This window comes from Streptomyces sp. NPDC093149, assembly GCF_044754145.1.
Taxonomy (GTDB): domain Bacteria; phylum Actinomycetota; class Actinomycetes; order Streptomycetales; family Streptomycetaceae; genus Streptomyces.
In genome coordinates this window covers 89,162-115,578 of record NZ_JBIVON010000009.1, presented here as the reverse complement: position 1 = coordinate 115,578, position 26,417 = coordinate 89,162, and the positions used below count along the sequence as shown (strand labels likewise).

Annotated in this window: 23 protein-coding genes and 2 pseudogenes; 9 read left to right on the top strand and 16 right to left on the bottom strand. The window is 71.5% G+C overall.

All coding sequences use genetic code 11. The features are described 5' to 3' along the window. Positions 1–46: 46 nt before the first annotated feature. The gene (locus ACIQCZ_RS25935) at positions 47–916 is read left to right on the top strand and encodes a LysR family transcriptional regulator (RefSeq protein WP_402285236.1); all 870 of its coding nucleotides are present in this window, start codon (positions 47–49) and stop codon (positions 914–916) included. A gap of 65 nt (positions 917–981) precedes the next feature. Here the strand turns inward: ACIQCZ_RS25935 and ACIQCZ_RS25930 are convergent, their stop codons facing one another. From ACIQCZ_RS25930 to ACIQCZ_RS25920, 3 genes and pseudogenes are all read right to left on the bottom strand, one after another. Next, positions 982–1,575: a TetR/AcrR family transcriptional regulator gene (locus ACIQCZ_RS25930; protein WP_351074876.1), complete on the bottom strand. Its 594-nt coding sequence runs from the start codon at positions 1,573–1,575 to the stop codon at positions 982–984. Positions 1,576–1,667: 92 nt separating this feature from the next. Next, positions 1,668–1,871: pseudogene (locus ACIQCZ_RS25925) on the bottom strand (long-chain fatty acid--CoA ligase); the annotation flags it as partial. A gap of 56 nt (positions 1,872–1,927) precedes the next feature. Continuing rightward, entirely contained in the window at positions 1,928–2,692 is a 765-nt protein-coding gene (locus tag ACIQCZ_RS25920) for an SDR family oxidoreductase (protein WP_402285234.1), read from the bottom strand. 185 nt (positions 2,693–2,877) lie between these two features. Here ACIQCZ_RS25920 and ACIQCZ_RS25915 point away from each other — a divergent pair, with 185 nt between their 5' ends. Beyond that, entirely contained in the window at positions 2,878–4,179 is a 1,302-nt protein-coding gene (locus ACIQCZ_RS25915) for an exo-beta-N-acetylmuramidase NamZ domain-containing protein (RefSeq protein ID WP_402285232.1), read from the top strand. Positions 4,180–4,264: 85 nt separating this feature from the next. On the opposite strand, the gene ACIQCZ_RS25910 is transcribed toward ACIQCZ_RS25915, so the two are convergent. Next, a complete protein-coding gene (locus ACIQCZ_RS25910; RefSeq protein ID WP_402285230.1) occupies positions 4,265–7,093 on the bottom strand; it encodes a penicillin acylase family protein in 2,829 nt (942 codons plus the stop codon). Between the two features lie 225 nt (positions 7,094–7,318). On the opposite strand from ACIQCZ_RS25910, the gene ACIQCZ_RS25905 reads away from it, so the two are divergent. After that, positions 7,319–7,930, top strand: a complete 612-nt coding sequence (locus tag ACIQCZ_RS25905; RefSeq protein WP_402285228.1) for a hypothetical protein — start codon at positions 7,319–7,321, stop codon at positions 7,928–7,930. Between the two features lie 57 nt (positions 7,931–7,987). Here ACIQCZ_RS25905 and soxR read toward each other — a convergent pair whose 3' ends face one another. Next, positions 7,988–8,461 (bottom strand): redox-sensitive transcriptional activator SoxR, encoded by a 474-nt coding sequence (soxR, locus tag ACIQCZ_RS25900; RefSeq protein WP_351074866.1) that lies wholly within the window; start codon positions 8,459–8,461, stop codon positions 7,988–7,990. Positions 8,462–8,583: 122 nt separating this feature from the next. On the opposite strand from soxR, the gene ACIQCZ_RS25895 reads away from it, so the two are divergent. Continuing rightward, on the top strand, positions 8,584–9,045 hold the full coding sequence (locus ACIQCZ_RS25895; RefSeq protein WP_402285227.1) for a MaoC family dehydratase: 462 nt from the start codon (positions 8,584–8,586) through the stop codon (positions 9,043–9,045). Between the two features lie 37 nt (positions 9,046–9,082). On the opposite strand, the gene ACIQCZ_RS25890 is transcribed toward ACIQCZ_RS25895, so the two are convergent. From ACIQCZ_RS25890 to ACIQCZ_RS25880, 3 genes and pseudogenes are all read right to left on the bottom strand, one after another. Next, positions 9,083–9,706 carry a TetR/AcrR family transcriptional regulator gene (locus ACIQCZ_RS25890; RefSeq protein WP_365690923.1) on the bottom strand — a complete coding sequence of 208 codons (624 nt, stop codon included), beginning with the start codon at positions 9,704–9,706 and terminating at the stop codon, positions 9,083–9,085. 81 nt (positions 9,707–9,787) lie between these two features. Then, positions 9,788–10,078, bottom strand: a complete 291-nt coding sequence (locus tag ACIQCZ_RS25885) for a YiaA/YiaB family inner membrane protein (protein ID WP_402285225.1) — start codon at positions 10,076–10,078, stop codon at positions 9,788–9,790. A 195-nt stretch (positions 10,079–10,273) separates the two neighbouring features. Next, a pseudogene (locus ACIQCZ_RS25880) lies at positions 10,274–10,448 on the bottom strand (acyl-CoA dehydrogenase family protein); the annotation flags it as partial. Positions 10,449–10,512: 64 nt separating this feature from the next. On the opposite strand from ACIQCZ_RS25880, the gene ACIQCZ_RS25875 reads away from it, so the two are divergent. From ACIQCZ_RS25875 to ACIQCZ_RS25860, 4 genes are read left to right on the top strand one after another with little or no spacing between them, the layout of a single operon-like run. Beyond that, on the top strand, positions 10,513–11,187 hold the full coding sequence (locus ACIQCZ_RS25875) for a TetR/AcrR family transcriptional regulator (protein WP_402285224.1): 675 nt from the start codon (positions 10,513–10,515) through the stop codon (positions 11,185–11,187). A 15-nt stretch (positions 11,188–11,202) separates the two neighbouring features. Next, positions 11,203–11,925 carry an ArsR/SmtB family transcription factor gene (locus ACIQCZ_RS25870; protein ID WP_402285222.1) on the top strand — a complete coding sequence of 241 codons (723 nt, stop codon included), beginning with the start codon at positions 11,203–11,205 and terminating at the stop codon, positions 11,923–11,925. Positions 11,926–11,958: 33 nt separating this feature from the next. Continuing rightward, entirely contained in the window at positions 11,959–12,942 is a 984-nt protein-coding gene (locus tag ACIQCZ_RS25865; protein WP_402285220.1) for a DMT family transporter, read from the top strand. Between the two features lie 15 nt (positions 12,943–12,957). Continuing rightward, positions 12,958–13,188 (top strand): hypothetical protein, encoded by a 231-nt coding sequence (locus ACIQCZ_RS25860; protein ID WP_402285218.1) that lies wholly within the window; start codon positions 12,958–12,960, stop codon positions 13,186–13,188. A gap of 279 nt (positions 13,189–13,467) precedes the next feature. On the opposite strand, the gene ACIQCZ_RS25855 is transcribed toward ACIQCZ_RS25860, so the two are convergent. From ACIQCZ_RS25855 to ACIQCZ_RS25820, 8 genes are all read right to left on the bottom strand, one after another. Next, a complete protein-coding gene (locus ACIQCZ_RS25855; RefSeq protein WP_402285216.1) occupies positions 13,468–14,415 on the bottom strand; it encodes a zinc-binding dehydrogenase in 948 nt (315 codons plus the stop codon). 47 nt (positions 14,416–14,462) lie between these two features. Further along, a complete protein-coding gene (locus tag ACIQCZ_RS25850; protein ID WP_402285214.1) occupies positions 14,463–15,857 on the bottom strand; it encodes an aldehyde dehydrogenase family protein in 1,395 nt (464 codons plus the stop codon). A 265-nt stretch (positions 15,858–16,122) separates the two neighbouring features. Then, positions 16,123–18,009 (bottom strand): ABC transporter ATP-binding protein, encoded by a 1,887-nt coding sequence (locus ACIQCZ_RS25845; RefSeq protein WP_402285213.1) that lies wholly within the window; start codon positions 18,007–18,009, stop codon positions 16,123–16,125. 106 nt (positions 18,010–18,115) lie between these two features. Continuing rightward, positions 18,116–19,477, bottom strand: coding sequence for an ABC transporter ATP-binding protein (locus ACIQCZ_RS25840; protein ID WP_402285211.1), 1,362 nt, complete (start codon positions 19,475–19,477; stop codon positions 18,116–18,118). 391 nt (positions 19,478–19,868) lie between these two features. Continuing rightward, entirely contained in the window at positions 19,869–20,489 is a 621-nt protein-coding gene (locus ACIQCZ_RS25835; RefSeq protein WP_402285640.1) for a TetR family transcriptional regulator, read from the bottom strand. Positions 20,490–20,539: 50 nt separating this feature from the next. Further along, positions 20,540–21,823 (bottom strand): hypothetical protein, encoded by a 1,284-nt coding sequence (locus ACIQCZ_RS25830; RefSeq protein WP_402285209.1) that lies wholly within the window; start codon positions 21,821–21,823, stop codon positions 20,540–20,542. Beyond that, a complete protein-coding gene (locus ACIQCZ_RS25825) occupies positions 21,820–22,689 on the bottom strand; it encodes a hypothetical protein (protein ID WP_402285207.1) in 870 nt (289 codons plus the stop codon). Before ACIQCZ_RS25825 ends, ACIQCZ_RS25830 begins: the two co-directional genes overlap by 4 nt. Further along, entirely contained in the window at positions 22,686–24,884 is a 2,199-nt protein-coding gene (locus ACIQCZ_RS25820; RefSeq protein ID WP_402285205.1) for a right-handed parallel beta-helix repeat-containing protein, read from the bottom strand. The genes ACIQCZ_RS25825 and ACIQCZ_RS25820 overlap by 4 nt, the downstream gene beginning before the upstream one ends. 122 nt (positions 24,885–25,006) lie before the next feature. On the opposite strand from ACIQCZ_RS25820, the gene hmgA reads away from it, so the two are divergent. After that, the gene (gene hmgA, locus ACIQCZ_RS25815) at positions 25,007–26,335 is read left to right on the top strand and encodes a homogentisate 1,2-dioxygenase (RefSeq protein ID WP_402285204.1); all 1,329 of its coding nucleotides are present in this window, start codon (positions 25,007–25,009) and stop codon (positions 26,333–26,335) included. Positions 26,336–26,417 lie beyond the last annotated feature (82 nt).

Here is a 26,417-nt window from a genome sequence, read left to right as displayed (position 1 = left end):
CGGTCCAACAGATGGTTCAGCTGGCTGTCATCGATATCGTGGATGGATGGAGATTCGCCAGCTCCGCCACTTCATGGCGGTGGTCACGCACGGCACGTTCACCGCCGCCGCTCGTGCGGAGCTGATCGTCCAGTCCGCGCTGAGCACATCCGTACGCAACCTGGAACGGGAGCTGGGTGCCGAGTTGTTCGACCGGACCGGCCGGCGGGTGATCCTGACCGAGGCGGGCCGGGCGCTGCTGCCGTCGGCCCGCTCGGTGCTCGCCGGGGCCCAGGCCGGGCGGCACGCGGTGGCCGCCGTGTCGGGGCTGACGGCCGGACGCGTGCGTATCGGCACCATCCAGACGCTGACCTGCGTGGACCTGGCGGCCGAGCTGGCCGCGTACCACCGGCTCTGGCCGGGGGTGCAGATCTCGCTGCGCGAGGCGACGACGCCGGAGCTGGTCGCGGGGGTGCGGGCCGGTGAGCTGGACCTCGCCTTCGTCGCGCCGGACGCGGCCGAACTCCCCGAGGGCATCGTCGGGTTCGCGACCTGGCACGAGGACCTGGTGCTGATCACCGCGCCGGGTCACCGGCTGGCCGCGGCCGGACGCACCCTGATCAAGGATCTCGCCGACGAGCCGTTCGTGGACTTCCGCGCGGGCACCGGTCTGGAGACCGCGGTGCGGCGGCTGGCCGCGCACTGCGGGCTGGAGCGCCGGATCACCTGTGACGTCACCCAGATCCGGCTGCTCGTCGAACTCGTACGGGCCGGGATCGGGGTGGCGATCGTGCCGCGCCGGATCGGTGAGGACGCGGGGCTGCCGTGTGTCGGCATCCGCCAGCCGGAACCCGGGCGGACGGTGGTGCTCGCGGGGAGGGCGCCCCGCCCGCGCAACCCCGCGGCGCAGGCGCTCCTCGGCCGGCTGACCACCTGACGGGCCCCGGGCACCGGCGACGCGAGCCCGGCCCGACCCGGACGGGGGTGACTGCGGGAGAGCCCTCAGGGGCGCAGGGCACGCAGCAGCAGATCGGCCAGGTGGTCGGCGACCTCCTGCTGGCTGAGCGGGCCGTCGGGGCGGTACCAGGTCGACAGATGGTGCACCGAGCCGAAGTGGTAGTCGACGATCAGGTCCGCCGGGGTGGCCGTGGAGAACACTCCACTGCGCTGGCCCTCCTCCACCAGGGCCCGGAAGCGCTCGTGGTAGCGGCGTCGCTCGACCCTCACCTGCTTGTTCTTCTCCGGGCTGAGATGGTGCATGGACCGGAAGAAGATCGAGGCGTCGTCGAGGTTCTCGATGGTCGTGACGACCACGTCCGCGGCGGCGTCCCGCAGCCGCTGTTCGACCGGGGCGTCGGCGTCGGCGAAGGCGTCGAGGCGTTCCTGCTGGAGCCGGAGCACCCGGGCGTAGACCTCCTGGAGGAGGTCCTCCTTGGAACCGAAGTAGTGGTAGAGGGCGCCCTTGGTGACGCCCGCCGCCTCGACGATCTCCTGGACGGAGGTCCGGTCGTAGCCCCGCTCGGCGAAGAGCCGGGTGGCGGCGGCCAGCAGCCGCTGAGGGACGGGAGGCGTCTCCCCGTCCGTCGCCTTGGCCATTGCCGCCACCTTCCTTCCGTACCGTGCGCGAATCCGTGCTGTGCGTGGGGCGGACCACCGTGCGTGAAGCGGTCCGTCATGCCCGAGACGGTCTATCGGGGGGAACGCGGTTCCCACCTGAGGATCTTCCCACTCGCCGCCTTCGGGAGTCCGGCCAGGATCTCGACCTCGCTGACGACGGCCGCCTCCCTGACCGCCGGGCGGGTGCGGAGGACGTCCTCCACCTCACGCGACCAGATCTCGGAGCCGGAGGCGTTGATCAGGTCCTTCTTCCGGTCGACGACGTAGAGCGCGCCGGGCACCCCGTCGCCGAGCAGCGGGATCCAGGGTTCGGCCGGGTAGCTGGACTCGGTCATGCGCCGGACTCCTCCCACTTCCGCTGGAGGTGGTTCATGTTGCCGAGCCAGTGGTCGGTGTCCTTGGTGCGGGCCCGGTAGTACCCGGCGACCTCGGGGTGCGGCAGGACGAGGAAGCGGTCCTCGGCCATGGCGTCGAAGAGCGCGTCGGCGACCGCCTCGGGCTCGATGGCGCCGGGGACGAGGACGAGCTCGCCGGCCGATCCGGCGGCGGTGAGCATGTCCGTGCGCACGCCCTGCGGGCAGATCGCGTGGACCTTGACGCCGCGATGGCGGTAGGTGAGCGAGAGCCATTCGGCGAAGGCGACGGCACCGTGCTTGGTGACGCTGTACGGTGCGGCGCCGATCATCGTCAGCAGTCCGGCGGCCGAGGCGGTCGAGACGAAGCGGCCGCTGCCGCGCTCCAGCCAGTCGGGCAGCAGCGCCCTGGCAGCACGGACATGGGCCATCACATTGACGTCCCAGGCGGCGGCCCAGACCTCCTCGTCGGCGAAGGCGTCGCCGGGCGAGGCGAGGCCCGCGTTGGCGCAGTAGATGTCGACGGTGCCGTCCAGCGCGTCCCGGGCGGCGTCCACGATCCGTGAGGCGTCACCGGCGACGGCCGTGGCACCGATCTCCTCGGCCAGCGGACCGATCCCGGCCTCGTCGAGGTCGTTGACCACGACCCGTGCGCCTTCCGCGGCGAACCGGCGGGCCAGGGCGGCTCCGATGCCGCCTCCGGCCCCTGTGACCACTACGCCCGCGCCGTGCACCGTGCTCATCGGGTCCCGCCTCTCTCAGCCGACTGCACCGGCAGACTAACCAGTCGGTATGTCGCAGTGGAAGAGGTTGACGCCGCTTGGACGCCACTCCTGTCACACCCGTCGCGTCCGGCTCATTCCGTATGGCCTGAACGCGCGCTAGCGTGCGTGACCATGACAGAGGTCGCGATCATGGAGGTAGCCGAATGAGCCTGTCCAGACGTGGTTTGCTGGCCGCCGGCGGTGCGGTGGGGGCCCTCGCGGCGACGGCCGCCGGGACCGGGGGCGCGAGCGCCGCCCCCGCCACCGGCAAGGGGCAGAGCCGGGTCCTCACCGGCTTCGACCGGCTGGCCGCGGACGGCTACGCGCTGTTGAAGGGGCAGAAGGTCGGGGTCGTCACCAACCCGACCGGGATCACCTCAGGGGGCCCCTCCCGCTCGAGCGGAGCCGAGAGTGGGGGAGTACGCCACATCGTCGATGTGATGCACCCGGACGAGCGGGTGGACCTGGTCGCGGTCTTCGGGCCCGAGCACGGGTTCCGCGGCACCGCGCAGGCGGGCGGTTCGGAGGGACGCTACGACGATCCGGCGACCGGACTCCCGGTTTACGACACGTATCTGAAGAGCGGTCAGCCGCTCGCGGACGTCTTCACCGCGTCCGGTGTGGACACGATCGTCTTCGACATCCAGGACGCCGGAGCCCGCTTCTACACGTACATCTGGACGCTGTACGACTGCATGGAGGCGGCGGCTCTCGCGGGCAAGCGGTTCGTCGTCCTGGACCGGCCGAACCCGGTGACCGGGCGGGCGGCGCTCGGACCGGTGCTCGACCCGGCCTTCGCCACGTTCGTGGGCCGGCGGGAGATCGCGCAGGCGCACGGCATGACGGTCACCGAGCTGGCGCTGCTCTTCAACGCGGAGTTCCTGACCCAGCGGCCGGTGGACCTGCGCATCGTGAAGATGTCGGGGTGGAAGCGCTCGGACTTCTTCGACACGACCGGGCTGCCCTGGGTGCCGCCGAGCCCCAACATGCCGACGCCGGACACCGCGCTGGTGTACTCGGGGACCTGCCTGTTCGAGGGGACGAACCTCTCCGAGGGGCGCGGCACCACCCGGCCGTTCGAACTGCTCGGCGCGGAGGGCATCGACCACCGCTGGGCGGCGGCCGTGAACGCGCTCGGTCTGCCGGGGGTCGCGTTCCGCGAGGCGTACTTCGCGCCGACGTTCTCCAAGTTCCAGGGCAAGACGGTCGGCGGGCTGCAGCTGCACGTCCACGACCGTGCGGCCTTCGACCCGGTACGCACCGGGATCGCGCTGCTGGTGACGGCGAAACGGACCTGGAGCGGGTTCGAGTGGCGCTCGGACAACTGGATCGACAAGCTCACCGGCAACACCCGGGTCCGCACGATGATCGACGCGGGGGCGGACACGGATGAGGTGGTCGGGGCCTGGGCGAAGGACCTCGCCGCGTTCCGGTCGGTCCGCAAGAGGTATCTCCAGTACCGGTGACACGGTGGAGCCGGGTGGGTCCGGGAGTCCGGGCCCACCCGGCGCACGCGTTCCGTCCCCGAAGGGCGGACGGTCCGCGGACGGCCTACCGGTGGGCGGGGAACTCCACCGCCTGCTGGTAGGTCGGGCGGTTCTGCCAGTGGACGGACTTCTGGGCGATGCCGCCCAGCGGCCGGTGGACGATCGAGTCCGAGCACCACTGCTCGCCGGCCTTGCAGTTGTCGTCGCCCGGGTAGACCTCCGCCGCCGGCTCGGCCGCGGCCCGCTTCAGGGAGGACAGCAGCGCGTCGCGGCAGCCGGCCAGGTCGCCGTTCCCGCAGTACGCCTTGGCCAGTGGTCCCTTGACGGGCTGTCCGAGGACCCGGCGCAGGTCCTTGTCCACGAAGCCCCACCAGCCGTACTGGAACGCCGAACCGCTGTGCGCCCCGCTCGGTCCGTGGCCGGCCGCAGGGGACTCGTCGGTGGCGAGGTTGGCGGTCAGCGCCTCGTACAGCCCGTCGCCGAGGCCCGGCCGGAATTCGGCCTCGACCAGCTTCGGCCACCACGCGTCCATGATCCGTACCGCGTCGGCGTAGGTGTACGCGTGCGATCCGGGACTGCTCTCCCTGCGCTGCGAGCCGGCCGCCCGCCAGGACTCCAACTGCTGTACGGCGGCGTTCAGTTCCGGGTCGGTGACCGGCCGGGAACGGATCACCTTCAGCAGTTCGGGCAGCAGCTGCTCGCCGCGCAGATCGGTGACCGCGGCCTGGGCCATCGCCCGGGTGAGGGAGGCGCGGGTCACGCCGCCCTCCTCGACCAGCTTCGCCACCCGGTCGTCCAGCAGATCGGCCCGGTGCACCGCGCCGAGCCCGAAGCCCGCGGCGGCATACCCCTTGGCCTGCTTGTTGTTCCAGGAGACGTAGTAGTCCTGGCCGCTGGAGTGCGGGTGCTCGGCGAACGGGGTGTACGCGGCGGTGTTGGCGGCCGGGTCGTACCCCTTCCACTCGTAGGCCCGCTCGGCCTTCACCGGCAGCGCCGGGTCGACGCCCGCCGCGCGCACCGGGTTCATGCCGCTGTTGTAGTACGCGGCGGTGCGGGAGTCGGCGTAGAACCAGTTGAACGCGTAGTCGATGTTGCTCGCCGCCCGCTGGAAGGAGGCGGCGTCCTTGACGTACGCGGGGTCGTTGAGCATCTGGAAACCGATGATCGAGTCGGCTTCGTGCCGGTAGGTGGTGCGCAGCGAGGTGTACGCGACGGGCTTGCCGCCCACGGTGGCACGGTGGGTGACGATGCCGTAGTTCGTGCGCCGGACCTGCATCCGGTAGGAGCCCTTCGCCGTGGAGTCGGCGACGGTCGGCGTCCAGGAGTTGGTGCGCTCCAGGGTCTCCATGGCGGTGCAGGTGCCGCGGTAGAGGTAGTGCGTGGAGTCCTTGGTGGGTGCGGAGCCGTCGGGCTCGCACAGGTCGATGGCGTAGGTGTCGGTGATGTCCTGACCGGCCGAGGTGGCGCTCCAGGCGTAGTCCTGGCCGCGGCCCATCTGGATGTACATGCCGACGCCGGCGAAGGAGACGCCGCGGGCGCTGATGCCGGGACCCTGGAGCTCCTGGAGCATCATCAGCTGCGGGGCGAAGTAGCCGGTCTGCGGCCCGAACACGGCGATCGGGTTTCCGCCGGCGGTGTGCTTGCCGGAGACCAGCAGGGCGTTGGACATGCCGCGCTTCTGGGCGCCGGAACCGGAGCCGGGCAGCGAGCCCTCGGGGACGACCCCGTCGTCGTAGATGCCCTGGGCCTTCCTGAGCGCGGCCGGGGCCTTGACGGGGGCCTTCCTGTCGGTGCCCGCGGAGCCGGTCCGGTCGTGGATCAGGGGTTCGGCCGTGACGGACCCGGCGTCGGGCAGCGCGGTGCCACGCGCCGTGGCGGGCTTGCCCGCGTACGGGAACGCCGTGCCGTCATGGATCGTCAGTACGGCCTCGGGGTCCTCGCGCTGGCGGAACGACTCCCAGACCTTGGTGCCCTCGGCGACGCCGTACTTCTGCTGCGCGGAGAGCAGCGAGAGCGCCGCCTGCACCTCGCCGCCGCCGCCTCCGCCGAACTGACCGCCGACCACGGAGGCGATGGAGATCAGGTCCGTCAGCTTGAACGGCTGGATCTCCCCGATGTTGGTGATGGCGTCTATCTTGCCGGTGAGCACGTACTCGCCGGGGAAGTACCGGCCCTTCTTGGACTTCTCGCGGTACGCGTTGATGCCGTCGACATACGCCTGGGCGTCCGCCATGGCCTGTTCGCCGCGGTCGCCCTCGTGGGTCCGGATGTACTCGACCTGCGCTTCGAGATCCGCCTCGGTGTACGGCGCCTGCGGCCAGAACTGCTGCTCCAGGCCCTGGTTGGCCAGTGCGCCGCCGGCGAACGAGGTGAGTTCACCGCGTCCGATGTGCCGGAAGAGGTCCATCAGCCAGAGCCGGTCCTGCCCGGCGGCGAATCCGGCGCCGAACTCGGTGCCGTAGCGGGTGGTTCCCTTGATGTGCGGGACACCGGACGCCTTGTCACGGGTGATGGTGACGTCGTCGCGCGGCGAGGTGACGGACTCGATCTGGTCCTTGGGAACACCGAACGAGGCGTCGTTGAAGAAATCGGTCAGCTTCTGGTCGGTGAGACCGGCGTGTCCGGCCACCAGGCCGTTGTAGCGGTCGAGTTGATCGTCGCTGTGGGCGGGGTGCGTACCGAACGCCTTGTTGCCGAGGATGTCGACCAGGGTGGCGTTGCCGTTCTCGCCGGGTGGCAGGATGTCGTCGCACTGCCCCTGGCAGTAGTCGGTCACGGGGGCTGGTTCCGCCGCCGCGGCGCCGGACTGCGGCGAGGCCGCGAGCAGGGTGGTGCCGAGCGCGAGAACCGCCGCGACGGTGGCGGCTCTGAACTTGACGGTGCGTGGGGGCATGCGTGCTCCTCCGAGAGGCCGATGCGCCGGAGGTTACCGGCGGTATGACCGACCGTTGAGGTGAACAACAGTCACCTTTTCCGAATCGTCACATGCGCAGCCGCGGACCTCACGACGGTGGGACGTCCCGGATCGTGGACGTCGTCGCACATCGGTGGATCCGGAACGGGCAGTCGTACGTCCATTACTTGACGCCGAAGTACGAGCGACGGAGGTGACGGTGCAATGGCCGGATTCCGGAGTCTTGCGAGACAGGTCCGCGATCCGCTGGGCGACCTGGCGCTGCGACGGTATTCGCTGCGCAAGTGCCTGGAGAGGTTCGCCCCTTACGGGCATCGGGCGACCTGGGACCACCTGTGCGTCCGGCACGGGATCGAGCCCGAGGACCGGTCCCCCGATCCCGCGCGACTGGTGCGCGCACTGGACGAACTGGAGGCGGCGCGGGCCGTCTGGCTCGGATACGAGACGGGGTTCGCCGAGCGCCGCAGGCGGGAGAAGCACGAAGGACTGCGCAGGCCCGGTGCGTTCGACGACTGGCACCGGCGCACCTGGGGCGGGTACGGGGTCGCGCGCTGCGAGGATCCGACGGTTCACCCCTCGGCACCCCTCGCCGAGGTTCTCGGCCGGCTGATCGCCGCCCTGGAGTCGGAGCCGGGGACGGTCTGCCCGGTGTGCGCGGGCGCCGAGATCACCTGGCGGCCGGACCTGCGGTCCGAGCCGTGGTCGGGGCCGGTCTGTGCGGGGTGCGGGATCCTGGTGCCGCAGCCGGTGCTCGCGCCGGGGGCGCTGCGGAAGGCCCGGAACGCGCGGCACCGGGACCTGGCGTCGGCGGCGTGACGGGCGGCGGGAGCGTCCGGCGGCCCGCCCGGCGCCCGATGGGGCGGGCCCGCGCCGCTACCGGGAGTCGGCCGACGGGCGCTCCGGCATCAGGCGCGAGCCGCTGATCCGTCGGCCCGACACGTCGTTCGGGTTGGAGAGCACACAGTTCTCCAGCGACAGGCAGCCGCAGCCGATGCAGTCGGTGAGGTGATCCCGAAGCCGAGCCAACTGCTCGATGCGCTCATCCAGTTCGGAGCGCCACGCAGCCGAGAGCCGTGCCCAGTCGTCGCGGTTCGGGGTGCGTTCCTCCGGGAGTTCGGCGAGGGCGTCCCGGATGGTGGCGAGCGGGATTCCGACCCGCTGCGCCGCACGGACGAACGCGACCCTGCGCAACGCGTCCCTGGTGTAGCGGCGCTGATTGCCACTGGTGCGGCGGCTGCTGATCAGGCCCTTGGCCTCGTAGAAGTGCAGGGCCGAAACGGCGGCCCCGCTTCGCGCGGAGAGCTGGCCGACCGTGAGTTCATGAAGTGTCTGTGGGATCTGGGGCACCCCTCCCACCCTACGTGCCCGCCCCCGGCCGGTCCGTCGTTGACAGGAACGCACCCGGCAACCATGCTGAGCAAGCGCTTGGACAGGCACGCCGGATGGCCGAGAGCTGGAAGGGCAGGGACATGGCAGAGCCGAGGATCTTCACGTCCGCACAGGAGCTGCGCGACGGAGTGGGCGAGCAGCTGGGCCACAGCGAGTGGCTGGAGATCGATCAGAAGAGGATCGACCTCTTCGCCGAGGCCACGGGCGACCACCAGTGGATCCACGTGGACCCGGAGCGGGCCGCGACCGGACCGTTCGGCACGACGATCGCGCACGGCTACCTCACGCTCTCGCTGCTGCCGGCCCTGGTGCCGCAGGTCATGCGGGTCGAGGGCATGAAGATGGGCATCAACTACGGGACGAACAAGGTCCGCTTCCCGTCCACCGTGCCCGTGGGCTCCCGGCTGCGCGCGACCGCCGTCCTGAGGAGCGTCGAGGAGGCCGGGGGCGGTGTGCAGGTCACCGCCGTCGTCACTGTCGAGCGCGAGGGCGGCGACAAGCCGGTGTGCGTGGCCGAGTCGGTGTCGCGCTACTACTTCTGAGCCGCGCCCCCGCTTCCGACGACGCGACCGGTGGGCGTCACCGCTCGGCGGCGACCATGCGCAGCACGAGGCCGGCGTACAGCTCACCGACCTCGTCCGGCGTGCGGCTGCCCTGCGCGTTGAACCAGCGCGCCACGTCGATGCAGAGCGAGAGCACCGCGAGCGTGGTGCCCGGGATGTCGGGGACGTCGAACTCCCCGGCCCGCACGCCCTCGCTGATGATCCGGCGCACCACGGCGTCGCTCCTGCGGCGCAGCTCGACGATCTCGGCGCGGTGCTCCTCGCCGAGGGCGTCGAGCTCGTACTGGACCACGCGGGCCGTGGTGTGCCGCTCGGCGTGCCAGCGGACGAAGGACCGCACGGCCTCGGCCAGCCGTTCGGCGGCCGTGCCGTCGCCGTCGGCGGCGGCCTCCAGGACGAACAGTGCACGGTCGTGACCGATTCTGCTGATCCGGTGGAGCAGCTCTTCCTTCGTCTTGTAGTGGATGTAGAGCGCGGCGGGACTCATCCCCGCCCGGCCGGCGATGTCACGGGTGGTGGTGGCGTGGTAGCCGCGCTCGGCGAAGGCGTCGACGGCGGCGACGAGGAGCCGCCTGGCCGCCTCGGGTGTCACCTCGGCCCACGGCGCGCCGTCGCCGTCGGTCTCCTCCGCCGTGCTCATCGTCACTCGCCCCTCTCGTCAGCAGGACGAACACCATACCCCGAACCTGAGCAAGCGCTTAGAGCCTGTCCGGCGGGATCGTCAGAGCTTCTGGAAGGGGTCGTGCTCGGCGAGGATCTTCTCCAGCCGGGCCTGGTCGACGCGGCTGACGATCCGCCCCGCCTCCTGACGGTCACGGATGACCTTGGCCAGGGTGAAGCAGGAGGTGACGAGGTAGAGGACGCCGATCGCGAGGAATCCGCGGACCCAGGCGTCGGCGTCCAGTGAGTAGATACCGAGTGCCACCGCGGCCATCGCCACCCCGAAGGACGCGACGGCCTGGCCGTAGAAGGCCGCGGTGCTCTGCTGCTTGACCGATGTTGTCTCACTCATGGCGCCCAGCATCGGCCGACGTGGTGTGCGCCACATCCGTCCCCGTACTCAGTCCGGTACTCAGACTCCCGTTCGACGAAGCGGCCGGGAACCGTGGGGCTCAGAAGGCGGAGACCCCCGTCAGCGCGCGGCCGATGACGAGCTTCCGGATCTGGCCGGCGCCCTCGTACGGCGTCATCACCCGGGCATCGCGCACTCCTCGGGCACGGTCAGCCCGAGGAACCCGACCGAGCCCAGCTTCTTCACGATCGACTCGTCGATGTTCTCGGTCCGGTCCCACTCCACGGCGTGAGGAGCGATCTCATGGGCGACGAAGTCCCCTGGCGGGCTGCCGGACGGCCTCCTGCTCCTCGTCGGGTTCCAGGTTCATCCTTCGGCTCTCCACGTTGATTAGCACTGCTAGTTTTCTGTGCACAGGCCCTACTATGTGCCGCATGGCCCGACCGCGCACGCCCCTGCTCAGCAGAGACCGGATCGTCGAGACGGCGAGCGCACTCGTGGACTCCGAGGGGCTCGACGCCGTCTCCACCCGTCGGCTCGCCGCCGAACTCGGGGTCAGCGGACCCTCGCTCTACAACCACTTCCGCAACAAGGACGAGATCCTGGAGGCGGTCGCGGACGCCGTTTCCGCCCAGGTCGATCTGTCGATGCTCGACGCGTCGGACACTCGCGGCTGGCGCGCCGCCCTGCACGACTGGGCCGTCTCCTATCGTGCGGCGCTCACCGAGCACCCGCACATCGTCCCGGTGCTCGCCCAGGGGCCCGGCCGCCGCCCGGCCGGGCTGCGGGTCGCCGACGCGGTCTTCGGCGCCATGGTGAGGGCGGGCTGGCCGCCGGCCCAGGCGACGTACATCGGGGCCCTCATGCGTTACTTCATCACCGGCTCGGCCCTCGGTTCGTTCGCCCGCGGCTTCGTCGACGACGAGACGGCGTACGACCCGGCGGACTATCCGCACCTCGGTCAGGCCCACCTGCTGGCCGAACGCCGCCAGAAGGTCGACGAGGGGGCGTTCGAGACCGGGCTGCGGGCCCTGATCGACGGGCTCTCCCTCCAGTACGAGCAGCTCGCAATCGCCGGGACCGTTCGGCCGGCACCGAAGCGTTCCTGACGCATCCTGGAAAACATGGCACGCATGGCACACCCCGACCCGGCCGCGCCCCGGCTCGCCGCCCTGGCCGCGCTCCTCGCCGACGAGACCCGCGCCACCTTCTGCCTGGCCCTGCTCGACGGCCGCGCCTGGACCGCGGGCGAGCTGGCCAGGCACGCCTCGGTGGCACCGTCCACCGCCAGCGAACATCTCGGCAAGCTCGTCGCGGGCGGGCTGCTGGCCGAGGAGCGCCAGGGCCGCCACCGCTATCTGCGGCTCGCCGACGAGCGGACCGCGCACCTCGTCGAGGATCTGGCGGCCCAGGCGGTCCCCGGCTCCACGGCCGAGCGGCCGCGCTCCCTGGGCGCGAGCGGCGCGGGCAGCGCGCTGGCCCGCGGACGCACCTGTTACGACCACCTCGCGGGCCGCATCGGCATCGCGATCGCCGATGCCATGACCGACCGGGGGCTGCTGGAGCAGGACACCGGCTTCGCACTCACCGACGACGGCCTCGGCTGGTTCGAGGCACGGGGCATCGCGCTGGAACCGAGGACGCGGCGTCCGCTCGTACGGAGCTGTCTGGACTGGACGGAGCGCAGGCCGCATCTGGCGGGCGTCGCGGGCGCCGCGCTGTGCCGGCACGTGCTGGACTCCGGCTGGTGCGTCCGGATCGGGTCCGGGCGCGCGGTGAAGGCGACACCGGCCGGGGAACGGGCGCTGTACGAGCACCTCGGCATCGAGGCGTCGGCAATTCGGTAGGGGCCGAACGGTCGCTGCCCTACGGTCGGCTCCATGACGACGACACCCGACCCGACGACGACGCCCTCGGCACCCCGTGACTGGCGGGCCCCCGCCGCGGCCTGCACCACCGTGCTGCTCTGGGCCTCCGCCTTCGTCTCCATCCGCAGCGCCGGCGAGGCCTACTCGCCCGGCGCGCTCGCGCTCGGCCGGCTGCTCACGGGCTCCCTGGCGCTCGGCGCGCTCCTGCTGCTGCGGCGCGAGGGGATACCGCCGCGGGCCGCCTGGCCCGGGATCCTGAAGTCCGGGCTGCTCTGGTTCGGCCTTTATATGGTGCTCCTCAACTGGGGTGAGCAGCAGGTCGACGCGGGCACGGCCGCGATGGTGGTGAACATCGGTCCGCTCCTGATCGCGCTGCTCGGCGCCGGGATGCTCGGGGAGGCGCTGTCCGGCAGGCTGCTGACGGGCATGGCCGTGTCGTTCGCGGGCGCCGCGGTGGTCGGGCTCTCGATGTCGGGGCACGGAAGGACATCGGTGCTCGGCGTGGTGCTCTGTCTGCTGGCCGCGGCGGCGTATGCCCTGGGGGTGGTCGGCCAGAAGCCCGCGCTGCAGTACGGCTCCGCGCTGCAGATCACCACATTCGGCTGCCTGGTCGGAGCCGTCGGCTGTCTGCCGTTCGCCGGCGCGCTGGTCTCCGACGTGGCCGAAGCACCCCTGTCCGCGACCCTCAACATGGTCTACCTGGGCCTCTTCCCGACCGCGCTGGCGTTCACCACCTGGGCCTACGCACTCGCCAGGACCACCGCGGGACGGATGGGCGCCACCACCTACGCGGTGCCCGCCCTGGTGGTGCTGATGTCCTGGCTGCTGCTGGACGAGGTACCGGCGCCGCTGGCCGTCGGCGGGGGTCTGCTCTGCCTGGCCGGGGTGGCGGTCTCCCGGTTGCGTACGGGCACCGGCCCGACGCGGAAGAAGCCGGCACGGCCGGTGGAGGGACCCCGGCATGACACGCAGCGCCAAGGAACCGGCCGGCCGTAGGAGGAGCCGTTCCCCATGGCCTGCCCCGAGTGCGGCTCGGACGTCCGCCCGCTGCTCACCATCGACGGCAGCGAGTGGGACGGCGGCAGCGGGAGCTGGCGACCGGTCGAGGATGCCGGCTACACCGGTCTGCACTTCCTCGGCCCGGCCCGTGCCACGCAGCTCAACATCGGCCGTGGCCACAGCCTGCAGCTGTACGTGTGCACCGCTTCCTACGACCACCCGCACGTGCAGAACATGCAGTGACAGCGCGCTCGCAGCCGAAGTCGCCCGAGGCCACGACACCCACCGTGATTCCGGAACCTCGTGCGGGGATCCGCAGCCCGCGGACACGGCGAAACCCCTGACGGCCAGGTCGAGGAGCCGCACGACCTGCGACGGGACGAGAACCGGACCCACGAGACCGACGAGGCACGGGTGCCTGTGATCACGCCGGACGGTCCAGGGGTGCCGGTGTGGTTCGACTCCGGCCGGGGGCGGGCGGGCTTCCGCCCGCCCCCACGGCTCGGAACACCGGAATGGGGCTCAGAACACCACGAGCGCGCGACCGCCCCGGCCCTCGATCATGTGGCCGAAGGCCGTGGGGATGCCGTCCAGCGCGATCCGCTCGGTGACCATCATGGACAGGTCGAACCTGCCCGCCCGGATGTGTTCGGCGAGGACCGGCAGGTCACGGGCCGGATCGCTGTTCCCGTACACACAACCCGTCAGCGAGCGGCCCCAGTGGAAGATCTCCAGGGCGTTGAAGGACACCGTTTGGTCCTTGCCGCCGATGCCGACGACCGTGGTGCGGCCGCCGCGGCGGGTGGAGTCCCAGGCGCCGCGGATGGTGACGGGCCGCCCGACGCACTCGACCGCCACGTCCGCGCCGTGGCCGTCGGTGAGCTTGCGGATCGCGCGAGGGGTGGTGTCGGAGGCGAGCACGAAGTCGGTGGCGCCCGCCCGCCGAGCCAGTTCCTCCTTCGCGGGGGACACATCGACCGCGATGATCTTCGAGGCGCCGGCGATCCGGGCGGCCTGGAGCACGGCGAGGCCCACCCCGCCGATGCCGAAGACGACGACGGTCTCCTCGGCGAACGCGGCCACGTTCAGGCCGGGATGGAGTGCCGTGCCGTCGGCGGTACGGGCGTGGATGCCCGCCGCACCGGACAGGGCGTCGGCGCAGAGCCAGACCTCACCGATCCCGCAGTGGTGACAACTTCCGCAGGAAGGCGCCCAGTTGAGCACGACCCCGTCACCGGGTGCGACATGGGTGACGCCCTCACCGACCGAGACGACCGTGCCCGCGCCCTCATGCCCGAGGACGGCGGGTACGGGCACCCGCATGGTGCCGTCGGACAGCGAGAGGTCGGAGTGGCAGACCCCCGCGGCGGCGAGACGGACACGCACCTGGCCGGGGCCGGGCTCCGGGAGTTCGATGTCGGTGATCTCCAGGGGAGCTCCGACGGCGGGCAGTACGGCGGCGCGGACCACGAACGGGCTCCTTGACGGTCGGCAGCGAGCGAGCGGGGTCGGGAAGGTCAGAACTGGAAGGACTTGGTCTGCAGGTACTCCGCGAGCCCGTGCGGACCGAGTTCGCGGCCCACGCCGGACTGCTTGTACCCGCCGAACGGGGCGAGCGGGTTGAACCGGCCGCCGTTGATGTCGACCTGCCCGGTGTCCATCCGGCGGGCGAACGCGACGGCCGTCGCGTCGTCGGCGGCCCAGACGGCGCCCGCGAGACCGTACACCGTGCCGTTGGCGATCCGGAGTGCGTCGTCCTCGTCCTCGTACTTCATGATCGAGACGACCGGGCCGAAGATCTCCTCCTGGGCGGTGGTCATCTCCGGGGTCACGTCGGCGAACACGGTGGGGCTGACGAAGTAGCCCTGCTCGCAAGGGGCTTCGGGTCCGCCTGCGACGAGGCGGGCACCCTCCTCGATGCCCTTCTCGATGTAACCGCGCACCCGGGCCTGCTGCTTGGCGTTGACGACGGGGCCGACCCGCTCCCCCGGCACGTACTTGGCGACGGCGGTGGCGGCGAGGGCGACGGCCTCCTCGTAGCGCTCGCTGTCGACCAGCATCCGGCTCCAGGCGCTGCACGTCTGGCCGGAGTTGGACATCACGTTGGCGACGCCGACATTGACGGCCCGAGCCAGATCGGCGGAGGGCAGGATGACGTTGGCGGACTTGCCGCCGAGCTCCAGGGCGACGCGCTTGACCGCCCCGCCCGCGACGGCGCCGATCTGCTTCCCGACGGCGGTGGAGCCGGTGAAGGAGACCAGGTCGACGTCCTCGTGCGCGGCGAGGGCCTGTCCGGCGACCGGGCCGAGGCCGGTGACCAGGTTGAAGACACCGGCGGGCAGACCGGCCTCCTCGGTGGCCTCCGCGAAGAGCTGGGCGGTGAGCGGGGTGTCCTCGGCGGGCTTGAGGACGATCGTGCACCCCGCGGCGAGTGCGGGTGCGACCTTGGCGACGATCTGGTGCAGCGGGTAGTTCCACGGGGTGATGGCCCCGACGACACCGACGGGCTCCAGCAGGACGGTGGAGTTGCCGTGCTTCTCCTCGAAGGCGTACGAGGCGGCCAGCTCCGCGTACGAACCGGCGACCAGGACCGGCAGACCCGCGTGCACCGTGCGCGACAGCGGGAGCGGTGAGCCCAGTTCGGCGGTGACCGTCTCCGCGATCTCGTCCTGGCGGGCGGCCAGCACGTCGCGCAGGGCCCCGATCCGCGCGGCGCGCTCGGCGGGTGCGGTGGCGGCCCAGGCGGGAAGAGCGGCGCGGGCGGCGCGTACCGCGGCGTCGACGTCCTCGGCCGTTCCCGCCGAGACATGGGCGATGACCTGTTCGTCCGCCGGATTCACGACCGCGATGGTGTCCCGTCCCGCGGCGGGCCGCCAGGTCCCGTCGATGTACATGCCGTCGTGGGCCTTCATGGCTGTTCCTCCCGGACACGGATTGCGGACGGTGCCACCCGCGCCCAAATTAACGCCGTTGGTTTTCGGGCGCCAGAGACGCCCGTCACGTGAGCCCCCTCGATGCGCACCCGGTGTGCGTCGCTCGGCGGTTCCCCGGTGACGGGCTCCTCCCCCGGTCCCGGGGCGGGGATCGGCCCGCCTGCGCGCGGACGGCGCCGGGCGCGGGTCCCGGCACCGGCCTTCTCGACACCGCCGCGGGCGCGGTGGGCGACGGTGGCGGCGGTCAGCCGAGCTCCGCGGGCTCCGCGCCGGGACTCTCGAACTGGGTGCGGTAGAGCTCCTCGTACCGTCCGCCCGCCGCGAGGAGTTCTTCATGGGTTCCCCGCTCCGTGATCTGCCCGTTCTCCACGACCAGGATCAGGTCGGCCGCCCGTACGGTGGAGAGCCGGTGGGCGATCACGATCGCGGTACGTCCGGCCAGCGCTTCGGTGAGCGCCTCCTGCACCGCGGCCTCGGAGGTGTTGTCCAGGTGGGCGGTGGCCTCGTCCAGGATGACGACGCGCTGGCGGGCCAGGAGCAGCCGGGCGATCGTCAGCCGCTGGCGTTCGCCGCCGGAGAGCCGGTAGCCGCGTTCGCCGACGACGGTGTCGAGCCCGTCGGGCAGTGAGGCGACCAGACCGTCCAGGCGTGAGCGGCGCAGCGCGTCCCAGAGGTCCTCCTCGGTGGCTTCGGGCCGGGCGAGCAGGAGGTTGGCGCGGACCGACTCGTGGAACAGGTGACCGTCCTGCGTCACCATGCCGAGGGTGTCGCGCAGGGTGTCGGCGGACAGATCGCGTACGTCGATGCCGCCGATGCGTACGGAACCCCCGTCCGTGTCGTACAGGCGCGGCAGCAGTTGCGCGATCGTCGACTTGCCCGCGCCGGACGAGCCGACGAGCGCCACCGTCTGGCCGGGTTCGGCGCGGAAGGAGACCCCGCGCAGCACTTCGCCGCCGCCTCGGGTGTCGAGGGTCGCGACGTCCTCGAGCGAGGCGAGGGAGACCTTGTCGGCGGACGGGTAGCCGAACCGGACCTGGTCGAACTCCACGGCCACCGGGCCCTGAGGGACCGTCCGCGCGTCCGGCTTCTGGTCGATGAGCGGCTTGAGGTCGAGGACCTCGAAGACCCGCTCGAAGCTGACGAGGGCGCTCATCACCTCGACGCGTGCCCCGGCGAGGGAGGTGAGCGGCGCGTACAGCCGGGTCAGCAGCAGGGCGAGGGCGACGACCGCGCCCGCGTCCAGTTGCCCGCGCAGCGCGTAGAACCCGCCGAGCCCGTAGACGAGGGCGAGCGCCAGAGCCGACACCAGGGTGAGGGCGGTGATGAACGCGGACTGGGCCATGGCCGTACGCACCCCGATGTCACGCACCCGGCCCGCTCTGGCGGCGAACTCGGCGGATTCGTCGGCGGGCCGGCCGAAGAGCTTGATCAGTGTGGCGCCGGGGGCGGAGAAGCGCTCGGTCATCCGGGTTCCCATCGCGGCGTTGTGCGCCGCCGCCTCGCGCTGGAGCCGCGCCATCCGGGCACCCATGCGGCGCGCGGGCAGTACGAACACCGGCAGCAGTACCAGCGCGAGCACGGTGATCTGCCAGGAGATGGAGAGCATCACGCCGAGGGTGAGGAGCAGCGTCACGACATTGCTGACGACGCCGGACAGGGTGTTGCTGAAGGCGCGTTGGGCTCCGATGACGTCGTTGTTGAGGCGGCTGACGAGCGCGCCGGTGCGGGTGCGGGTGAAGAACGCGATCGGCATGCGTTGCACATGGTCGAAGACGGCGGTGCGCAGATCCAGGATCAGCCCTTCGCCGAGGTTGGCCGAGAGCCACCGGCCGACCAGGCCGAGCGCCGCCTCCGCCACGGCGATCACGGCGATGAGCAGGGACAGCCGCGTGACGGTGCCCCCTTCCTTTCCGGCCACGATCGCGTTCACGACGCGGCCGGCCAGGATCGGGGTGGCGACCGCGAGCAGCGCCGTCGCCACGCTCAGGACCATGAAGAGGGCGACCCGGCGCCGGTGCGGTCGGGCGAACGCGGCGATGCGCCGCAGGGTGGCTCGGTCGAAGGGGCGTCGGTCCGCTTGCGCGTTCATGACGTTGTGGAGCTGCGTCCACGCGGTGGCTTCCATGCTCATGGGAGGAACGTAAGACCTCCAGTGGACTTGAGGTCAACGCCGGGGTCCGACCGGCTCCCGAGGTCCGCTTCCCGGATCCGGAGGGGCACCGGCCGGGAACGTGCCACTAGACGTCGAGACCCGGAACCTCCTTGGGCAGGGGGCAGATCCGGCGGCCGTGGTGGTCGAAGACGTACAGATGGGCGAGGTCGACCAGGAGCGGTACCTGTCCGCCGGTGCGCAGCCGCATGTCGGGGCCGGTTCGGACGACGAGGTCGGCTGCCGTGATCGCGGGGCGGTCCGGGCCCCGGGTGGCGCTCGGGTCGTTCTCCGGGCCGGGCTCGTCGAGGGCGACGGCGGGCCCGCCGATGTACCCGATGGTGCGTTCCCTGAGGCGTTCCAGTACGCCGACCCCGCCACCGGGGCCGGTGCGGCGCCGACGTGGCGCGGCTCTGCCGGGGCGGGCCGATTCGAGTTCGGGGACCACGGCGGGCCGCGATCCCGTGTTGAGGTGGACCAGTGCCTCGTGGCCCTGGTACTCGACATGCTCGACGATGCCGCTCAGCGCGACCTCGCCGGGGCGGGCCTGGCTGGGCGGGGCGATCCTGGCGGCCTCGGAGCGCAGTCCGACGATGAGCGGGCGGCCCTGCTGGATGCGGAGCAGTTGGTGGTCCGGGCTGAGCGGTTCGGGCAGCGGCAGCCGCTGACGGCCGAGGTCGATCGACATGCGCCCCTCCAGCGGGGCATGGACGACGGCCTGCAACAGGTTGATGCGCGGGGTGCCGATGAACGCGGCGACGAAGACGTTCTCCGGCAGGGCGTAGACCTCGCGCGGCGGGCTCACCTGCTGGAGCCGGCCACCGCGCAGCACGGCGACCCGGTCGCCCAGCGACATCGCCTCTGCCTGATCGTGCGTCACATAGACGGTGGTGACACCCAACTCCTTTGTGAGGTGCGCTATTTCTGCCCGGAGATGGTTGCGCAGCTTCGCGTCGAGGTTGGAGAGGGGCTCGTCCATCAGGAAGACGGAGGGGCGGCGCGAGATGGCGCGGCCCATGGCGACCCGCTGGCGTTCACCGCCGGAGAGCTGACCGGGATAGCGGTCGAGGACCGTTTCGATGCCGAGCATCCTGGCCGTGTGCTCGACGCGGTCGGTGTGGTCCAGGCCGGGGTTCTCCAGCTTCAGCGGAAAGCCGATGTTGGCCCGGTTGGTCATGCTGGGATAGAGCGCGAAGTTCTGGAAGACCATGGCCATCCCGCGTTCGCGGGGCGCCAGGTCGTTGGCGTGTTCACCGTCGAGCAACAGCTCGCCCTCGGTGATCTCCTCCAGGCCGGCGATCATGCGGAGCACGGTCGACTTGCCGCATCCCGAGGGGCCGAGCAGGACGACGAATTCGCCCGGGTCGACGGAGAGTGAGAGACGGTCGACGGCACGCGTGGCCCGTCCGTACGTCTTGCTGACATTGTGCAGGGAGATGGCGCGAGTCATGTGGTTCCGCCCGGGACTGGTGGGGTGGAGCGGTGAGCAGCGGCTGCAGTGGGCCGAAATTAGCCCACGGTCCCGGGTGGTGGGAATGACTCGCGCAAAGATGGCGGCGGCCGACGAGAAGGAGCGCGCGCGGTCCGTACCGGTCGCCCCGGGCGCCGGTGACCCTCGTCCCCTCGACGGTGAGGGCGAGTCCGCGGGTGGCCTCGCACAGGGGGCAGATGCGCAAAGCGGTGCGGGAGCTGCCGAGTTCGTGCGCCATGGGCCCTCCCCGGGGCGGCGGCAGCGGTGGCGCGCGTACGCGGGCAGGCACGGTCGACCACACGGACCGGTACGCATGGCGGGGAGGCGCAGTCGCGACGCCGTCGGCGATCCCTGGAAGGAGCCCTCCCGGTCAGTCCAGGACCTGGGCCAGGTAGGCCCGGATCAGGACGCGGGTCTCGGCGACGATGGCCCGGTCGCCCGCCGGGTCGGTGCGGAAGGCGAGTTGGAGGAGGGCGTCGGCGGCCTCGACGCAGACGAGGACCGTCCGGAGCAGGTCGTCGTCGGGGGCCCTGCCGAGGTGCCGGGAGAGCAGTTCGGTGAGCCGGCCGGCCACCCGGCGGTTGGCTTCACTGGCCGGGTCGTCGTCGGGGGCGGGTGCGCCGAAGTCGACGAGCGCGAAACCGGCCACGGAGCGCTTCATCGCCAGGTACTCGTCCAGGACGGCGTCGATGGCGCCGCGCCAGTCGGCGGCCTCGATGGCGGCGAGGCGGACGGTGATGCGTTCGGCGTAGCTGTCCAGGTTGCGCCGGGCGAGCGCGTCGGTCAGCGCGCGCTTGTTGGAGAAGAACCGGTAGACGGAGCCGATGGGGACCTCGGCGCGGACGGCGACGGCCCGGGTGGACAACTGCTCGTAGCCGGTCTCGTCGAGGAGTTCGGCGCAGGCGTCGAGTATCCGCGCGAGGCGTTCGGCACTGCGCTGCTGCACGGGGGCGCGGCGGAGGTTCGTGTTCGCTTGGGGCACGGGCTCCATCATGCCGTGGGTCTCCTCTGCGGGTGACGGGTCGGTGCGGGGCGCGGCCGTCATGCGATGAGCAGGGAGAGCCCGCCGATGGTGTAGGTGATCATCAGGACCAGCAGCGGGAGTTGCCCCGCGACGGCCCGGCCGGGCGGGAAGAGGCGCACGGACCGGTCGTGGGCGGCGATGACCCCGAGTACGTGCCCTAGGACGATCGCGGCGACCTGGAGCGTGGCGACGCCGCCGGGCCCGAGCGGCGGCTCGGGCGGGAGCGGATTGTCAGTGCCGGATGCCACCATGACCGTGCGTGGCCCTTCGGTGACGAAGAGCGTGAAGTAGTGCGCGACGAGATAGCCGAGGGCGATCGGGACGAGCGAGTGCGCGAAGGAGGTGAGGGGGTGGGCGAGTCGGCCGGAGATCAGCCGGGTGGCGCCGGCGCAGAGGGCGTAGAGCGTGGCCACGAGGGCGACGGCGCCCAGGAGCCCGAGCGTGGCGGCGGTGGTGCGGCCCAGGGGCGAGGTCTGGACGGTGGTGATCCAGGAGGGGGCGTCGGAGAAGCCGTCGTAGGCGGTGGAGCCGAGCATGACGCAGACGGTGGCGACGAGTCCGGGAATCTGCGGGGTGCCGTCGAGTCCGTTGAACGGGGAGCGGAGCACGAGGCGGCGGTCGGTGGTGCGACGGCCGAGCGGGGAGAGCCGGGCGAGCAGCCCCGAGTAGACCTCGAACGCGTCGGCCCGGTCGAACCATCCGGCGCCGTACCGGGCGGCGCCGGCGAGGTGGACGGCGGCGTAGAGGGAGAGGAAGAGCAGGAGGGTGGTGGTCGACGCGGGGTCGGGGGCGACGAGTTCGAGCCAGGTGAAGGCGAGGAGCCCGGTCGCGGCGGGCCAGAGACCGAGGCGTTCGGGAAGGGGGCGGCCTGCGGCGGGGTCACGGCCGAGCGCGCGGCAGCCGAGGAGGTGGACGGTACGGAGCGGGTTGAGCGTTCGCCAGATGGGGCCGAGCAGCAGTGAGGCGGGGACGAGCCCGACCCAGAGGAGTACGTAGACGGCACCGGGGGCCGGGTTGCGGTCCGGGTCGTCCGGTCCGAGGAGGAGGTGGAGCGTGACGAACGAGGCGGCTGCCAGCCCGAGTACGCGCGCGGCGGTACGGGTGGGCCGGGCGTCGGCGAGACGCTGGACGGCGGCCGGGACCGGGCGGCCCGCCCGGTCGCCGCGGAATCGGGAGGCGGACCAGAGCAGGCCGAGCGCGAGGAAGGAGACGAAGAGCGCGGCGAAGGCTCCGGCGAAGGCGTAGAAGGGGGACAGCGGAAGGTCGTGCTGGGCACCGATGCCATGGGCGAGGACGCTCACCGTACGACGAGTTGGGTCAGGAGCAGGTCGGACTCGTGCGTCTCGACCTCGAAGAGCCCGGTGCGGTCGGCGGTGAAGGTGAGGGTGACGGTCTTCCCCGCGGGCAGCCGGGCCTCCTCGTCGTAGCCGTGGACATGGAGGGTGTCGGCGCGGTCGCTGCGGACCCGGAGCCTGACGGTCCGGCCCTTCTCGATCTCGGTGCGGCCGGGGGCCGGGCTGACCCTGTTGTGGGAGACGACGATCTCCAGGGTCGTGTCGGGCCGGGGCGATGCGGGTGGGGACGTTTCGGGACGGGGATCGACAGGGGCGGAGGGCGGTGCGGTGGCGGCGAGGGAGGCGGCGGCCTGGACGGGGGCGGAGCCGACGGCCCAGGCGGTGTGGTCGTCGGCGTACAGCCGGGCGATGAGGCCGGTGCCGCCACCGGCGCTGCGGACGAGGGAGGCGGGAAGGTGGTACCAGGGTCCGTAGACCCGGGCGAGGGGGCGGCCGTCGAGGAACAGCCGGGCGTGGCCGCGCCCGAGCAGGGCGGCGCCGCCCACGCTGTCCGGGGTGAACCGGAAGTTGCGTACGGAGAGATGGACGTTCCACCCGTCCTCGGAGTCCGGCCGCACGGCGACCGTCACCGCGGGGGCACCCTTGGCGTCGACCTGGCGCAGCCGGTGGCCGGAACCGTCGTCGGCCGTCAGGAGCCGGCCGACGCTGCCGCCGGCCTGCTCGTGGCTGGTGCCGGGTCTGTGGTGGGTGGTGGCCCGCCCGCCACAGGCGCTCGCACCGAACACGAGGACGCCTGCGGTGAGCACGGTGACGGCACGGAGGGCGGTCCGGGCGAACCGGTCGGAACGCCCGTGCCCGCGAGGGCGGTTCATGATGCGTCTCCTTCGGGAGCGGACGTCGGGGAGGCGGGTTGCGCCGGGGCCGGGGCGCGGCCCGAGCCCCGGGCCGGCACCGCGCCCGGGTCCGGCGCCACGCCCGCGTCCGGCGCCGCGTCCTGCGCCGACGGTCCCCTTCCGTCCGACGCACCCGGGCCGTCGTCCGGCGCGCCCCGTTCGCCGTGGCGTTCGTCGCCCCGTTCGCCGTGCCGGGCGGAGGCCACCACGGCCCACACCACCCAGATCACACCGAGCAGTCCACGCACCCAGGCCGGGCTGAGGGGAATCCACGGGATCATGAACACGGCCTTGTCGACGGCGTCGAGCAGGGTGAGCGCCCCCAGGACCACCGTGGTCCGGCCCAGCCAGGGCCGTTCGCCCCGCAGTGCCAGCCCGATCCCCGTCCACCACACCCCGGTCAGCAGCAGGGCCAGCGCGGGCACATGGGTGGCGGCCAGCCCCATGGTCGATCCGGCCACATCCAGTCCGAGGCCGATCGCACCGAGCACCGTGGCCACGGTCGCGAGCCGGCTGTCGCGCAGTCTGCGCCACCACAGCACCCCGCCGACCAGCACGAGCACCACCGCGACCGCCAGCGCCGACTGCACCTCGATGCGCTCGATGCCCCGTGCTCCGTACCAGTCGCAGCCGGCCGGCAGCCGCCGGGCCTGCACGTCGTAGTCGGCGCAGACCAGCAGTTGGGCGAGTTTGACCGGCTCGCCGACGAGCCGGTCGGTGCGCCCGGACACGGCGCCGCGCTCGGATCCGCAGACGGGCAGGGCGCGCGGGGAGGACGGACCGGTGTCGGACTGCCAGCAGTTGCCGTCGCCCTGGCCGTCCCACCACACGTCGGTGCGGTTGGGCCGGGAGTTGCCCGCCCTGTCCGTACCGAGGTGGTTGCCCGCGTACCGGTTGTGGTGGGAGGTGTCGGCCTGCTCGGACAGCGCGTTCTCGCCGCGGATGAAGGCCGGGACCGCGCTCAGGAAGAAGGCGGCGCGTTTCTGACCGTAGATCCAGTTGTTCTCGTACAGGTTCCAGTTGCCGCCCGCGGTGATGATGCCGGTGCCCGGCGGCATGGAGATCTGCGGGCAGACGACCCCGTCCTCGTACCCCCGGTCCACGGGCGGCTTGGCGCAGGTGCCGTCGGCGACGTACGGGTAGTAGTCGGCGTTGTTGTCGTGGATCAGGTTGCGTTCGAAGCGGGCGTGGTTCTGGGGCAGTCCGGGGTGGCCGGGGAAGGCGCTGTCCATCGAGGCGCCGCCCATGTTGTGGTCGAACTCGTTGTCGTGGATGTGGACGGAGTCACCCGCGGTGCCGGAGTAGCCGACCATGTTGTGGTGGCTTCGGCAGCCGGTGATCTCGATCGAGTAGCGCGGCACCTCGTAGCCGTACCCGTCGTTGATGTTCGACGCGCTGCCGGGGTAGATGCCCGAGTCCCCGTTGCCGTACGACTCGCAGTTCTTGTACAGCCCGTGGTCGCTCGCGAAGGTCAGAAAGCCGTATTCGTCGTTCCACCGGGTGAGGACGGAGTCGATGACGAAGCCGTCCTGGGCGAGGACGTACAGGGAGTTGAACGTGGTGCGCTGGGCGGTGAAGTTCTTGAAGTAGATGCCGTCGGAGCCGTCCGCGCGGATCGCGTTGAGCTTCTGGTACTTGGCGTCGACGACGACATCCGTGCGCTCGGCGCCCGTCCCCTCGATCTGGAGGTTCTTCTTCCCGAGGATCGCCACCAGGTTCTGGTTGTGCGGGCACCGCGCCTGCTGCGCGTAGGACAGGATCTGGTAGCCGAGTTTGGAGTCGGGCGCCTTCAGTCGGGCGCACTCCCCCGTGGGCTTGGGCAGCGAGGGCTCCTCCTCGTACAGGCCGGGCAGGATCGCGATGTTCATGCCGGGCCTGCCGACCGCGTCGACGGCCTGCTGCAGATGGCGGTAGCCGGACTTCTGGCAGCGGTCGAACAGCTTCAGGTTCCGGGACCGCAGCTCCTGCGGAAAACCGGATATGCGGCGTTCGAAGTCCGCCCGGTCGCTCTTGCAGACCAGCAGATCCGGTTCGCCGGTGCGATACACGGGGACACTGCCGGTTCCGTCGGGCAGGGTGACCGGTCGTTCCTCGTGCGCCTGGGCGGCCGGAGCCGCGAGGAGGGCGGCGACGAGCGCCGCCAGGACCGCCAGGAGTCTTCGTGTCCACGACATGTGCGGGAGAGTAGAGCATTGTTCAACTCTTGCAACCCCCCTGTGCGCCCTGAATACCGTTGACGCACCCCGTTCCGATTCCTACGGTTGTCCATAGGATTCCTTCGGCACCGGGAGCGCACATGAGCGGCATCGAGCAGGCGAGGAAGACGGCGGAAGGGCTGGAACATTCCGCCGGTTTCGGCAATCAGCACAGCTCACAGGCGGTGCCGGGAGCGCTGCCGATCGGCCGCAACTCGCCTCAGCGCGCGCCCCTCGGGCTCTACGCGGAGCAGCTGAGCGGCTCGGCCTTCACCGAACCACGGGCGCACAACCGCCGTTCCTGGCTCTACCGGATCCGTCCGTCGGCCGCCCATCCACCGCTCGCCCGCATCGACAACGGCGCGATCCGGACCGCCCCGTTCACCGAATCCGTGCCCGATCCCAACCGGCTGCGCTGGGATCCGCTCCCCGAGCCCGCGCCCGGGACGGACTTCCTGGCCGGTCTGTGGACCCTCGGCGGCAACGGCGACGCGACGCAGCGCACCGGCATGGCCGTGCATCTCTACCACGCCAACGCGCCCATGACCGACCGGGTGTTCAGCGATTCGGACGGCGAGCTGCTGATCGTCCCGGAGCGGGGCGGCCTGCTGCTCCGTACCGAACTGGGGCTGCTGCGCGCCGATCCGGGGCACATCGCACTGATCCCGCGCGGCGTCCGCTTCCGCGTGGAACTGCTCGACGCCACCGCCCGCGGTTACGTCTGCGAGAACTACGGCCAGCCGTTCACACTCCCCGACCTCGGCCCGATCGGCGCCAACGGTCTGGCGAACGCCCGGGACTTCCTCGCCCCCGTCGCCGCGTACGAGGACGCCGAACGCCCGGTGGAGGTGGTGAACAAGTTCTGCGGGAATCTCTGGTCCGCGACCTACGACCACTCGCCGCTGGATGTGGTCGCCTGGCACGGCAACCACGCTCCGTACGTCTACGATCTGCACCGTTTCAACGTCATCGGCTCGATCAGCTACGACCACCCCGACCCGTCGATCTTCACGGTGCTGACCGCGCCGTCCGACACCCCCGGTCTGGCGGGTGTCGACTTCGTCGTCTTCGCACCGCGCTGGCTGGTCGGCGAGGACACCTTCCGGCCCCCGTACTTCCACCGCAACGTGATGAGCGAGTACATGGGCCTGATCGAGGGCGCGTACGACGCGAAGACGGCCGGCAAGGGCGGTTTCGTCCCGGGCGGCGGCTCGCTGCACAACATGATGTCGGCGCACGGCCCGGACCGGGAGACCTTCGACCGGGCGAGCGCGGCGGAGCTGAAACCGCAGAAGATCGATGACGGTCTCGCCTTCATGTTCGAGACCCGCTGGCCGGTGACGGCGACCGGGCAGGCGGCGACCGCCGGGCATCTTCAGCACGGCTACGACGACGTGTGGCAGGGTCTGAGCCGCAACTTCAGGCCGTAGGCAACGACGCCGCTTCCCGGCCCCCGCGTCGTCGCGGCCACCGTGTCGCAGTACGGAGAGACCAGGTGACCCAGGTGCCTCA

Excerpts from the sequence above, each read along its gene's own strand:
- ACIQCZ_RS25935 (WP_402285236.1), top strand. The coding sequence starts at position 47 with ATGGAGATTCGCCAGCTCCGCCACTTCATGGCGGTGGTCACGCACGGC.
- ACIQCZ_RS25930 (WP_351074876.1), bottom strand. The coding sequence starts at position 1,575 with ATGGCCAAGGCGACGGACGGGGAGACGCCTCCCGTCCCTCAGCGGCTG.
- ACIQCZ_RS25920 (WP_402285234.1), bottom strand. The coding sequence starts at position 2,692 with ATGAGCACGGTGCACGGCGCGGGCGTAGTGGTCACAGGGGCCGGAGGC.
- ACIQCZ_RS25915 (WP_402285232.1), top strand. The coding sequence starts at position 2,878 with ATGAGCCTGTCCAGACGTGGTTTGCTGGCCGCCGGCGGTGCGGTGGGG.
- ACIQCZ_RS25910 (WP_402285230.1), bottom strand. The coding sequence starts at position 7,093 with ATGCCCCCACGCACCGTCAAGTTCAGAGCCGCCACCGTCGCGGCGGTT.
- ACIQCZ_RS25905 (WP_402285228.1), top strand. The coding sequence starts at position 7,319 with ATGGCCGGATTCCGGAGTCTTGCGAGACAGGTCCGCGATCCGCTGGGC.
- ACIQCZ_RS25895 (WP_402285227.1), top strand. The coding sequence starts at position 8,584 with ATGGCAGAGCCGAGGATCTTCACGTCCGCACAGGAGCTGCGCGACGGA.
- ACIQCZ_RS25890 (WP_365690923.1), bottom strand. The coding sequence starts at position 9,706 with ATGAGCACGGCGGAGGAGACCGACGGCGACGGCGCGCCGTGGGCCGAG.
- ACIQCZ_RS25885 (WP_402285225.1), bottom strand. The coding sequence starts at position 10,078 with ATGAGTGAGACAACATCGGTCAAGCAGCAGAGCACCGCGGCCTTCTAC.
- ACIQCZ_RS25875 (WP_402285224.1), top strand. The coding sequence starts at position 10,513 with ATGGCCCGACCGCGCACGCCCCTGCTCAGCAGAGACCGGATCGTCGAG.
- ACIQCZ_RS25870 (WP_402285222.1), top strand. The coding sequence starts at position 11,203 with ATGGCACGCATGGCACACCCCGACCCGGCCGCGCCCCGGCTCGCCGCC.
- ACIQCZ_RS25865 (WP_402285220.1), top strand. The coding sequence starts at position 11,959 with ATGACGACGACACCCGACCCGACGACGACGCCCTCGGCACCCCGTGAC.
- ACIQCZ_RS25860 (WP_402285218.1), top strand. The coding sequence starts at position 12,958 with ATGGCCTGCCCCGAGTGCGGCTCGGACGTCCGCCCGCTGCTCACCATC.
- ACIQCZ_RS25850 (WP_402285214.1), bottom strand. The coding sequence starts at position 15,857 with ATGAAGGCCCACGACGGCATGTACATCGACGGGACCTGGCGGCCCGCC.
- ACIQCZ_RS25845 (WP_402285213.1), bottom strand. The coding sequence starts at position 18,009 with ATGAGCATGGAAGCCACCGCGTGGACGCAGCTCCACAACGTCATGAAC.
- ACIQCZ_RS25840 (WP_402285211.1), bottom strand. The coding sequence starts at position 19,477 with ATGACTCGCGCCATCTCCCTGCACAATGTCAGCAAGACGTACGGACGG.
- ACIQCZ_RS25835 (WP_402285640.1), bottom strand. The coding sequence starts at position 20,489 with ATGGAGCCCGTGCCCCAAGCGAACACGAACCTCCGCCGCGCCCCCGTG.
- ACIQCZ_RS25825 (WP_402285207.1), bottom strand. The coding sequence starts at position 22,689 with ATGAACCGCCCTCGCGGGCACGGGCGTTCCGACCGGTTCGCCCGGACC.
- ACIQCZ_RS25820 (WP_402285205.1), bottom strand. The coding sequence starts at position 24,884 with ATGTCGTGGACACGAAGACTCCTGGCGGTCCTGGCGGCGCTCGTCGCC.
- hmgA (WP_402285204.1), top strand. The coding sequence starts at position 25,007 with ATGAGCGGCATCGAGCAGGCGAGGAAGACGGCGGAAGGGCTGGAACAT.